This window comes from Acinetobacter sp. YK3, from assembly GCF_001729365.1.
GTDB classification, from domain to species: Bacteria; Pseudomonadota; Gammaproteobacteria; order Pseudomonadales; family Moraxellaceae; genus Acinetobacter; species Acinetobacter vivianii.
On record NZ_LZPJ01000069.1, the window covers coordinates 1 to 11204 of the forward strand.

The following is an 11204-nucleotide window of genomic DNA, read 5'->3' on the forward strand; positions in this document are numbered from 1 at the left end:
GAGAAATTACTATCAAAATTAGAATTAATTCGATTAAATCAAAAACAATTAAAAATAAAATTACCTTCAAATTATGGGGTACATACAAATTTCACAAATCATGGATATTGCTACTTTGATGCTTTTTTCCATTGGGAAGATTAATTCACAGGTTTAATTGTGAAATTGAATTTATCAAGTTGGATAAAACACTGTTTCAGATCACAGTTAAAGTAAAAGAAGCTCATCTTTGAGCTTCTTTTTATTAAGGGCTTATTTAATAGACTCCAGAGCAGTCACCAACAACTTCCAGCATTTCTCTACCGTATCCACTTTAACTCGCTCTCCCGGTGCATGCGCCCCCTGAATATCTGGGCCAAAAGACACCATTTGCAAATCAGGATAATGTTCCGCAATAATGCCGCACTCCAACCCCGCATGAATCACTTTCAAGTTTGGCTCAATTTTAAATGCAGACTGATACGCTTGTTGCAAGCACTTTAATGCCGCTGATTCTGGATTCGGTGTCCAACCTGATACTAACGGCGTTAATTCAGATTTGATCTGGAAATTGGCAAAGTGCTGTTGAATGTTCTGTGCAAAGGCTAACGCCTGCTGATTCACCATCGAACGAACCATAATCAAGGTTTTTGCTTCGTCTTTAGTGAGTTTGACCACACCGATATTATTCGAGGTTTCAACCACATCAGGTAAAGCGCTACTCCATTGAGCAATGCCATAAGGGCAAGTTGCTAATGCCTGCAACCATGCTTGTTGTTGATGTAACGCAATCACTTCATTTATCTGACTGGTATTTTGCTGTGCCGTGATTTGCAACTGATCATCAATACCCTGTAGTGTCTGTTGCCATGCAGCTTGTGTCGCTACAACAGCGTTTTCCAAATCAGTCAGTTGTTCTGCCTGAATTGCAATAGTTGCCACGGCTTCACGCGGGATGGCGTTACGTGCTGTTCCACCGACAAATTCAACCAGTCGACCATTAGATTGTGCTAAATATTCATTAAGGAAATTGGCTAGAATGACATTGGCATTCCCTCGACCTAAATGAATATCAACCCCAGAGTGACCACCTTTTAGTCCTGATACCAGTAAATCTACAAAGATTAAATTATTTGGTGCTGTTTCATATTCAAGTGGCTGCCCCACTTCTAGGTCGATACTGCCTGCACAGCCAAGATATAGCTCGCCCCATTCTTCGGTATCAATATTAAAAAGCCATTGTCCAGTTAAAACGCCAGATTCGAGTAAGCGTGCACCACTCATTCCCGCTTCTTCATCAATCGTCAGCAGGACTTCAATCGGCCCATGTGCAATATCATTTGATTCTAATACCGCCAGTGCCAATGCAACACCAATCCCATTATCCGCACCTAAAGTGGTATTTTCAGCAATCAGCCAACCATCTTTTAATACAGGTCGAATGGAATCTTTAAAAAAGTCATGTTGGGTTCCGCGATTTGCCTGAGTCACCATATCCAAGTGCCCTTGCAAAATCACACCAGCCACCTGTTCTTTACCCGCAGTTGCCGCTTTGCGAATAATCAGATTACCAATGTCATCGACATAAGTTTGGAGCTTACGCTGTTCCGCCCAATCTTTTAAATGTTGTCTTAATTGTTGTTCATGCTTGGAAGGCCGAGGAATGGTACATAAGGTCTCAAAATGTTGCCAAACCACTTGGGGTGATAATTTAGAAAAATCGACCTGTATCATGCACCTATACTCTCAAATAAAGCGTTTAAATCAATATACACCATACACCGAAACGGTCATGATGTTAATGCACTTCATTTAAGATTCTATTCGCAAAAAAGACTTAGCTTTTCCATACAAACTGAGAAAAACTATGTTCCGCTTTTAAGCTATTTTCCACTGCCTGTGCCAGTTGGCGAATAATACTTTGCGTCTCGATCTTTTCAAACCACGCTTGTTCACGTTGTGGATTGGCTGAAATCTCACACAAAATATGCCCTTCTGTGTCTTGTTGCGAACATAAAATTGAAAGCGGCAATTGATGATTGTCGATACGCACTTCTATTTTCTCATGTTCATGACGAATATGCTGTGCATCAAAACCATATTGTTCTAATTGTTTAAACAGCAGTGCAGCCACATATTCTTGTGTGATATAGCACTCATTCGGTGGATGATCGACCACTCCATGTTTTGGGCAATCTGCTATAAATTGCAACGTTTTCATGCTATTCCCTCTTTTATTATATTTTAGCGCCGCATCACAACCTAAATCCAACGCCTATACTCTGAATTATTATATATACAATCGTCTCTAAACGATTAGCTGATTGTCTTAGTTCTATTGTTAAATTGATAAATTTCGACCCGATTAGATATGTACATCAGAGAAGTCATCATTTTTAGTATTTAAGCGTTCAATGGATGGTTTTAACAAATTCTTTTTAGAGATAAATACATAAAAAAAAACAGCACTCAACCTTCAATAGCTGAATGCTGCTTGATTCAAATCAGATTACGGATTGACTACACTTAAATCCAATCCAGCTGAATTTGCAAGCTCGGTAAAGGTTGGGAAACTTGTCGCAACCGTTTCTGTACCATGAATCGTAATTTCACCGGAGGTACGTAAACCAGCCATACTAAAGCTCATGGCAATACGATGGTCATGATGTGATTCAATTTCACCACCCGCGAAGATCGCTGACCAGTCGCCAGATTTACCTTTACCTTCAATGATGATGCCATCTTCCGTTGGCGTACAGTCGATCCCCATGATTTTCAAACCATCTGCCATCACTTGGATACGGTCAGATTCTTTAACACGAAGCTCAGCAGCACCAGTCAATACAGTTTGACCTTCTGCACATGCAGCAGCAATGAACAATGCCGGGAATTCATCAATAGCTAAAGGCACTTGATCTTCTGGCATATGAATGCCTTTCAATGTTCTTGAACCTTTGATATGAATATCTGCAATCGGTTCACCACCTGCAATACGCTCATTTTCAACTGTCAGATCAGCACCCATTTGCTTAAGGATTTCGATCACGCCTGTACGGGTTGGATTAATACCGACCGCTTCCAATACCACATCGGCACCTTCAGTAATCGCTGCACCCACCATAAAGAATGCAGCAGATGAAATATCCGAAGGCACTTGAATATCTGTACCGACTAATTTGCCGCCACCGACAAGCGAGATTTTATTACCTTCAGTTTTTACATCATAACCAAAGGCACGCAACATACGTTCAGTATGATCACGCGTCGGTTCTGGTTCAGTCACGGAAGTTTCACCCTCAGCCCATAAACCAGCCAATAAAATACCTGATTTCACCTGAGCTGACGCCATTGGTAAATCGTATTGGATTCCTTTAAGCATCTGACTACCTGTAATACTCACAGGTGGTGTACCTTTCTCGCCTGTGGTCTGGATGAGTGCACCCATTTCGCGAAGTGGCTTAGCAATACGTTCCATTGGACGCTTAGACAATGACGCGTCACCCGTCATTACCGAATCAAATTTTTGCGCAGAGAGCATGCCTGATAACAAACGCATACTGGTGCCTGAGTTGCCCATATACAATGCGCTTGCAGGTGCTTTTAAGCCTTGCATGCCCACACCATGAATGGTCACTTCACCATTCTTTGGTCCTTCGATGCTCACGCCCATGTCACGGAATGCTTGTAAAGTTGCGAGTGCATCTTCACCTTCCAAAAAGCCTGTCACATGAGTTGTGCCTTCTGCAATCGCACCAAACATAATTGAGCGATGTGACACAGATTTGTCACCCGGTACGGTGAATTTACCTGTAAATGTTTTCTTTCCCGGTAAAATGCTAAATTGCTGTGTCACCTTGTTTTTCTCCATCAAAGGTTTTTTGGCTAACATATGATTAAAATGTTGGCGTGCCGCTTGCGCGTGGCCCAGTAGCCCCATCAACGCATGCGAATCTTCCTGTTCAATCAATTTCTTTAAAACGGATAATTGCTGTTCGAAACCATCAACAGCATTCAAAATTGCGGTTTTGTTGGCAAAGAAAATATCATGCCACATCTGCGGATCACTGGCTGCAATCCGAGAGAAGTCTCTAAAACCACCCGCAGCATAGCGGAAAATATCTAGATTATCTTCACGATTTGCCAGTTGCTCAACCAGATTGAATGCCATCAAATGCGGTAAATGACTGGTATGTGCCAACACTTCATCATGTTTAGCAACATCCATGCAAATCACTTCTGCTTTTGCCGCAGACCAAAGCTGAATCAGCTTTTCAACCGCCCACTCCGCGCTGGTCGGCAGTGGCGTTAGAATCACTTTGTGATTGACGAATAAATCAACTTTACCCGCATGCACACCAGTATGTTCTGCACCTGCAATAGGATGCCCCGGCACAAAACCGACAGGTAAATTTTCACCAAATACTGCTTTTGCCGCTTCAACCACATTGCCTTTGGTACTACCTACATCGGTAATAATGGCATTTTCGGCAAGAAAGGGCTTGATCTGTTCAAGCACTTTTTGTGTCGCACGAACGGGTAATGCTAAAACAATTAAATCTGCATCCTGAACTGCTTCTTCAGGCGTTGCATAACCGTGTTGAATAAGACCGAGTGTCTTGGCATCTTCTAATGTTTTTTTTGAGCGTGTTGAAGCCACAATTTGAGATGCAAGTTGTTCTGCCACAATCACACGGGCAAGACTAGACCCAATCAGTCCAAGTCCGATAAATGCAACTTTTTTAAATAATGGTTGAGACATAAAACATATTTGCCTAATGAGACGACATTGATATGGATAGATACCGAAGTCATCTATCCATTCGATAAAACGGGATTATAAAACAGCGATTGGATAAGATCCGAGTACACGTAACTCTTTTACCATTGGACGAATTTCTTCCAATGCCGCCGCAACATTTTCCTGACCGATATGTCCTTCTAAATCGATAAAGAACACATAAGCCCATTTTTCAGGTAAAGCTGGACGTGTTTCAATGCTGGTCAAGCTAATTTGATGCTTCGCAAACGGTGCAAGAATTTCCAGTAAAGCACCCGCACGATCATGTGCAGAGATCAATAACGAGGTCTTGTCATTACCGCTTTGAGGAATCTTTTCACGCCCAATCACAAGGAAACGTGTGGTATTTTCTGGGTTATCTTCAATATTGCTATGTAAAATCTCAAGATTGTACATACTTGCCGCAATATCAGATGCAATCGCAGCAGAATGCCATTCGTTACGAATACGGCGAGCCGCTTCTGCATTTGAGTTCAGTGCAACACGCTCAACGCCTGGATAATGTGCATCTAACCATTTACGGCATTGCGCCAAGGTTTGCTGATGGGCATAAATCTGTTTGATGCTGTCTTTACGGGTATTTTCTGAGACAAGGAATTGATGATGGATACGAAGCTCAACTTCACCAATCACATTCACTGTCGATGCTTTAAAGCAATCCAGCGTATGGTTCACAATCCCTTCAGATGAATTCTCTACAGGAACAACACCATAATGCGCGCTGCCCGCTTCAACTTCACGGAAGACTTCATCAATGGTTGGTAATGGACGCACAACCGCATCTTTACCAAAATGTTTTAACACAGCAGAGTGCGTATACGTCCCTTCTGGCCCTAAAAATGCAATGCTTTGTGGTGCTTCAAGCGCCAGACATGCCGACATGATTTCACGGAATAAGCGTGCCATGGTTGCATCAGACAAAGGCCCTTGATTACGCTCCATGACTTTACGGAGCACTTGCGCCTCACGTTCCGGGCGATAAAACAGTGGATTTTCTTCGGATGCAAATTTCGCTTTAGCTACCGCTTCTGCCAGTGTCGCACGGCGGTTGAGTAACTCTTGGATTTGTTGATCAACACTATCAATATCGTTACGAATTTGTTCTAAATTAAGTGAATTCGATGTGTTTTGTCCATCGTTTACCATTGAATGCAGCCTCAGCAAAATCATCTATAAGAATGGATTACAATCTATCTATGAATCGATTATCCGAGCTAGAGTATAACAATACTTTTATGCATTAAACACGCTGAGTTTTAACTCTTTTTCCCATTAAACTTTATTGATAATGATTTTCATTATATATTTCTTGTCAAAATTTTGATGAGTGTAAATAAAGTGATGTTGAAACGTCTTGGTATTTTAACTTTTTCTCTTATGATCGCGACCCAATCCGTGGTTGCGCAGCCTTCTACAGCAAGTTCCAGTTCAGCACGTGAAGTGCAAGCAAATACCCAGACCAGACAAAGTTTTATCCTGAAATCGAAATATACTGCGCAGGACTACCTGATTCAGATGTCCATTCCTGATCGTGCAGCACCTGTAGAAGGCTTTCCTGTGCTGTATGTTCTAGATGGAAATGCCGCTTTTGAAAGTGCTGCCAATATTGCGAAATCAGTTGGTGCAGGTGCAAATCGTTTGGGGCTTAGCCCTGTGGTGATTGTTGCGGTAGGCTATCCTGACCAAAACACCTTTGATGTGCAAAAACGTGCTTTAGACTATACCCCTAAAACGTCTGCTGAGTTTCAAACGCAGGCAAAATATCAATATGGTGGTGCAGACCAATTCATCCAATTTTTGGATAAAGAACTGAAACCAGCAATCAGTTCACGTATTAAAGTCAACTCCCAACAACAAAGCTTATTCGGACACTCCTTTGGCGGATTGTTTGCATTACATACCTTCTTTTCCAAGCCACAAACATTTCAGCGTTATATTGCAGCCAGCCCTTCACTCTGGTTTGACAACTATGCCTTATTAAATAGACAGGCTGAATGGTTAAAAAATAAAGCCAATACAACTCAAAACGTGATGCTCATGACCACCGTTGGTACACAAGAATTAGGCAAAGGCCCCGCGGCAGATCCAGATGCTTTAAAAAAGCAAAATGATTTCTATCAAAATTTTAAAGACCAACACTCAAAACAATTTTCTTTTTGGCATTTTCAGCATCCTGCTGAACAACACCTGACCAATATGTATGCCAGCTTACCTAAAGCCATTCTACTTGCAGGATGTCAAACTGAACGCTGTGCGGCCTTATTTGATGAACCAAAGCCTTAATCTCTTCCTGCATGAAACAAAATAGCCTGCTATTGAGCAGGCTATTCTTTGAAGCGTATAAATTAAGCTTTACCAATAATTCCACGCGCCACGATTTCTTTCATAATTTCGTTCGTTCCACCATAAATACGTTGGATACGCGCATCAACGAAGAAACGTGAAATTGGGTATTCAGTCATATAACCATAACCACCAAATAACTGAAGTAAGTTATCTGCAACTTTCATTTGCATATCAGTACTGAAGCTCTTCAATGCCGCAGCAGTTTCTACGTCCAGTTTGCCTTCGTTATATAACTCAACGTTTTGGTTATAGAAAGCAGCAGTTGCCAACTCATCAATCTTCGCTTGTGCCAAGACAAAACGTGTATTCTGGAATTGTGAAATTGCCTGACCAAATGCCTGACGCTCTTTGACATAAGCCGTTGCTAAATCAATTGCTCCACGAATCGCACCTAAAGCTGTTGCTGCAATCGCAGTACGTTCACGCGGAAGCTCCTGCATCAAGTAAGCAAAACCTTGCCCTGCTTGACCTAGCAATTGATCTTTCGGCACTTTGACATTATCAAAGAACAGCTCTGAGGTATCTTGTGAATGTAATCCGATTTTGTCGAGGTTGGTGCCCTTTTTAAAGCCATCCAAATGCGTATCAACCAACATCAGTGACACGCCTTTAGCACGCGCTTGTGGGTCAGTTTTCACTGCAAGCACAACCAGATCAGCATGCTGACCATTTGAAATAAAGGTTTTCGAACCATTTAATACATAGTGGTCATCTTGCAAAATTGCACTGGTACGCATTGCCTGTAAGTCTGAGCCTGCACCTGGTTCAGTCATACCAATCGCACCGACGACTTCACCCGACACCATTTTAGGTAACCAGTACTGTTTTTGTTCTTCTGTTGCAATGTGCTGAATATACGGTGCAGCGATTTCAGAATGACATGAAATTGCAGTTGATAATGCACAGTAACCTGCACGGGCAGATTCTTCCACCAACATGAGTGAATAATGCGTTGGCACACCATAACCACCGTATTCTTCTGGTACATCCACACACAAGAATCCATTTTCACCCAGTGCAGACCACACTGAACGCGGCATAATACCTTCACGTTCCCATTGATCATAGTGCGGTGCAATCTGCTCGCTCATAAAGCGTTTAAAATTATCACGGAAGAGTTCCAAATCTGCATCATAAGCTAACATCATTATTTCCTTTCGCTTTCTTTGTTCTTAAAAATTCGTTCGCAGTCATGCTAATAACTTTTAGATCAGATGTCATGTCCCGTTTACATCAAATCACTAGACTGATTGGGTCAATAATTTTGTTTGCACGGTGGCTTTCCAGACCACAACTGTTTATTGATTAAACAGCTTGCTGGTTTTTTTATGCTACATGCCCTTATTTTATGTCATATTGATTTCATTCTTAGTGACAACCTCAAATACGACCATGAACACAAAACGAAATATCTATAAAACCGCAGAACATCCATTTGCTCAATATGTTCGTATTTTAGGGAAAGGCAAAACAGGGTCACGTTCACTCAGTTACGAAGAGGCTTATCAGGCCTTTAGCATGATCTTGAAAGATGAAGTACTGGACGTGCAGCTTGGCGCATTTTTAATGCTACTCCGCGTTAAAGAAGAGTCTGTCGATGAACTGGCAGGTTTTGTCCAAGCTACGCGTGACCAGCTTAATTTTCAACCGCTGGAGGTGGATCTAGACTGGTCTTCTTATGCAGGTAAACGTAAACACTATCCGTGGTTTTTATTGGCCGCACTGACTTTAGCGCATCATGGTTACAAGATTGTGATGCACGGTGCCTCTGGCCACACCATTAACCGTGTTTATACTGAACAGGTTTTGCAATACTTAGGCTATTCTATTTGTCAGAATGAACAGGATGTCCGTGAGCAACTTCAACAGCACAACTTTTCCTACCTTCCACTGGAAGCGATTTCACCAATTTTAAGCGACCTGATTTCACTGCGAAATGTGATGGGATTACGCTCTCCGATTCACACACTGGCACGACTGATTAATCCATTTAATGCCAAAGCCACCTTACAAGCCATTTTCCACCCTGCTTATCGAACTTCACATCAGCAAACTGCTTTCCGTTTAGGTTATCAAAATAGTGCGGTGATTAAGGGTGAAGGTGGAGAGTTTGAACGTAATCCTGATGCAAAAACTTTAATCTGTGGGATTAAAAATGGTGAGTTATACGAACATGAGTTGCCAAAACTTACTCCTGACCGTAGCCCGATTGAAGAAGAACTTGATCTTGCAGTATTTAAAGCAGTTTGGTTGGGTCAACAAACGCATGAATATGGAGAAATGGCAGTGATCGAAACGATGGGGATTGCGTTGTATACCATGGGTGTGGTCAGTAGCTATGATGATGCAATGACAAAAGCGAAAGAGCTTTGGGAAAGTCGTTTCTGATCTAGAATACTCCAAGATTAATCATATAATCTTGGGGTGCTGTTTATAAAAATATAGGTTTTACTTAACTCATCATCACGTTTCTCATAAAAACCTGTATAAACTAGAATAAAATACTTTTCCGAGTAGTTTATTCTTAGATAAAAAATTTACATAAGATATAATCCACTACAATTATTAAGTTCCGCTGAGATAGCTAGTCAACTTTAAAATTATAAAATTCCACTTTAAACCATTTATTCTATTCCATCAAAAGAAAAATATAAACAAATACATAAAAACACTTATTCCTCATCATTCATCCACCCATATTTCTTATATACAATCCTCTTACTCCTCAATTTTTAAAATAAAATCCTTATTAAAATTTTTTAATCCATCTCTGACGGTGCCAGAAATATTTATCTTATAGACACCAGACTTCTTAGGTGTACCCTCGATTGTTGTCAAAGCATGAAGGGCAAACTCTTTTTCCCCTTGATCTGGTGAAACAATCAAACCACTCTTTTGATCTACATTTGACTGTACAAGAAAAGTATCCTCAATAACACGATATTCTTTCATTTTAATTTCTGCATAATAAGGACTCCCTACTTTTCCTACTGGTATTTCTTTTGTCAAAAAAACATCATTATTTACATTAGAGCAACCCAATAAAAATAAAAATGTTAATGTTATAAATTTTTTCATCTATTTTAACTCTCTTTTTACGACAATAACGGCCCAAACAAACCGACTCAAAGTTTTTAAACTAATAGGTTTAATTCTATCCTGCTTACCCCAATTAAAACATGTAGCATTAATAATAGCATCCTCAGAGGTAAGTTTATTAACACACCCAGTAGCTGTCCTTAAATCTGAGTTAATTACGATGTAATGTGAAGGGCCAAATGCTATAGAAGGTAGATCTGAGCCACCTTGTGTTATAGCTCCAACAGTTAACAAAACATAATAATAATCTTGTGATGGGTAAGAAGAAAGACTTCTCAATACATCAAGCCAATCAACATTTCTTGGAACTTTTTGTCGAATAAAACTTTGGTATAAAGGAACACTATATCCTATCGAAGAAAACCAATTTTTTATTTCATCTGGCATTGTAAATGCTGTTAAACCATTTAGCTTATCGGGTATCCATCCAACTGCTTCTGCCTGATTGTACTTTGTAACCGAATTAGAGCTATCTCTTAAACTTCCCATTGTAATCCAGTCAACGGCAGATATTCTGGCAACTTCTTTATCATCATAAAAATTATGAACAAGACGTGCACCTTTTAGATCAGGTTTTATATTCAACCGTCCAACCAAGACCTCTCCTTTTTCCCATAAAGCTTTAACAATTTTTTTATAAATTTCTTTATTACTATTTAATACACAATAAAAAAAAGCAGCAGGACCACATAGATAAGTAAATCTTTGATCGGGATAAGGTTCTTTTAAGCGACTAAATAAGCTTGCTTCTACTGCCTCTTTTGTAAAAGGGTCCTTTTTAGAACCTGGTGGATGTTCAACTGAAATAAATATTGGTGTTACAGAAATATTAACCACAACCGTGTTGGGATTTTTAGGCTGCACAACCTTAGTTACGTCATTTTTTTCAGAATATTTAACAATATCCAACTTCACATTTTCTAAAATACTTTTTTCAAACTCTTCTATCATATTATTAACATAATAGTTTTTTATTACATGA

At 40.3% G+C, this 11204-nt stretch carries 9 protein-coding genes; 2 read left to right on the top strand and 7 right to left on the bottom strand.

All coding sequences use genetic code 11. From position 1 onward, the window contains the following. Nucleotides 1-252: 252 nt before the first annotated feature. The 4 genes from A9Z07_RS05980 to pheA form a co-directional block, all read right to left on the bottom strand. The gene (locus A9Z07_RS05980; RefSeq protein ID WP_069577625.1) at nucleotides 253-1713 is read right to left on the bottom strand and encodes an aminoacyl-histidine dipeptidase; all 1461 of its coding nucleotides are present in this window, start codon (nucleotides 1711-1713) and stop codon (nucleotides 253-255) included. Nucleotides 1714-1816: 103 nt separating this feature from the next. After that, nucleotides 1817-2200, bottom strand: coding sequence for a hypothetical protein (locus A9Z07_RS05985; RefSeq protein WP_004772562.1), 384 nt, complete (start codon nucleotides 2198-2200; stop codon nucleotides 1817-1819). Nucleotides 2201-2488: 288 nt separating this feature from the next. Further along, entirely contained in the window at nucleotides 2489-4738 is a 2250-nt protein-coding gene (locus A9Z07_RS05990) for a bifunctional prephenate dehydrogenase/3-phosphoshikimate 1-carboxyvinyltransferase (RefSeq protein ID WP_069577626.1), read from the bottom strand. A gap of 75 nt (nucleotides 4739-4813) precedes the next feature. Then, nucleotides 4814-5923 carry a prephenate dehydratase gene (gene pheA, locus A9Z07_RS05995; RefSeq protein ID WP_004772565.1) on the bottom strand — a complete coding sequence of 370 codons (1110 nt, stop codon included), beginning with the start codon at nucleotides 5921-5923 and terminating at the stop codon, nucleotides 4814-4816. Between the two features lie 195 nt (nucleotides 5924-6118). On the opposite strand from pheA, the gene A9Z07_RS06000 reads away from it, so the two are divergent. Further along, on the top strand, nucleotides 6119-7060 hold the full coding sequence (locus A9Z07_RS06000) for an alpha/beta hydrolase (RefSeq protein WP_069577628.1): 942 nt from the start codon (nucleotides 6119-6121) through the stop codon (nucleotides 7058-7060). A 62-nt stretch (nucleotides 7061-7122) separates the two neighbouring features. Here A9Z07_RS06000 and A9Z07_RS06005 read toward each other — a convergent pair whose 3' ends face one another. Beyond that, entirely contained in the window at nucleotides 7123-8268 is a 1146-nt protein-coding gene (locus A9Z07_RS06005; RefSeq protein WP_004772567.1) for an acyl-CoA dehydrogenase family protein, read from the bottom strand. 247 nt (nucleotides 8269-8515) lie between these two features. On the opposite strand from A9Z07_RS06005, the gene A9Z07_RS06010 reads away from it, so the two are divergent. After that, nucleotides 8516-9511, top strand: coding sequence for a glycosyl transferase family protein (locus tag A9Z07_RS06010; RefSeq protein ID WP_069577629.1), 996 nt, complete (start codon nucleotides 8516-8518; stop codon nucleotides 9509-9511). A gap of 330 nt (nucleotides 9512-9841) precedes the next feature. On the opposite strand, the gene A9Z07_RS06015 is transcribed toward A9Z07_RS06010, so the two are convergent. After that, complete coding sequence (locus A9Z07_RS06015) at nucleotides 9842-10201, bottom strand: hypothetical protein (protein ID WP_069577627.1); 360 nt, start codon at nucleotides 10199-10201, stop codon at nucleotides 9842-9844. Then, the coding region (locus tag A9Z07_RS06020) for a hypothetical protein (protein ID WP_069577630.1) at nucleotides 10202-11204 on the bottom strand (1003 nt) is incomplete at its 5' end.

Bases quoted from the DNA above. Each gene is read 5' to 3' on its own strand.
- A9Z07_RS05980 (WP_069577625.1), bottom strand. From the start codon at position 1,713: ATGATACAGGTCGATTTTTCTAAATTATCACCCCAAGTGGTTTGGCAA.
- A9Z07_RS05985 (WP_004772562.1), bottom strand. From the start codon at position 2,200: ATGAAAACGTTGCAATTTATAGCAGATTGCCCAAAACATGGAGTGGTC.
- A9Z07_RS05990 (WP_069577626.1), bottom strand. From the start codon at position 4,738: ATGTCTCAACCATTATTTAAAAAAGTTGCATTTATCGGACTTGGACTG.
- pheA (WP_004772565.1), bottom strand. From the start codon at position 5,923: ATGGTAAACGATGGACAAAACACATCGAATTCACTTAATTTAGAACAA.
- A9Z07_RS06000 (WP_069577628.1), top strand. From the start codon at position 6,119: ATGTTGAAACGTCTTGGTATTTTAACTTTTTCTCTTATGATCGCGACC.
- A9Z07_RS06005 (WP_004772567.1), bottom strand. From the start codon at position 8,268: ATGTTAGCTTATGATGCAGATTTGGAACTCTTCCGTGATAATTTTAAA.
- A9Z07_RS06010 (WP_069577629.1), top strand. From the start codon at position 8,516: ATGAACACAAAACGAAATATCTATAAAACCGCAGAACATCCATTTGCT.
- A9Z07_RS06015 (WP_069577627.1), bottom strand. From the start codon at position 10,201: ATGAAAAAATTTATAACATTAACATTTTTATTTTTATTGGGTTGCTCT.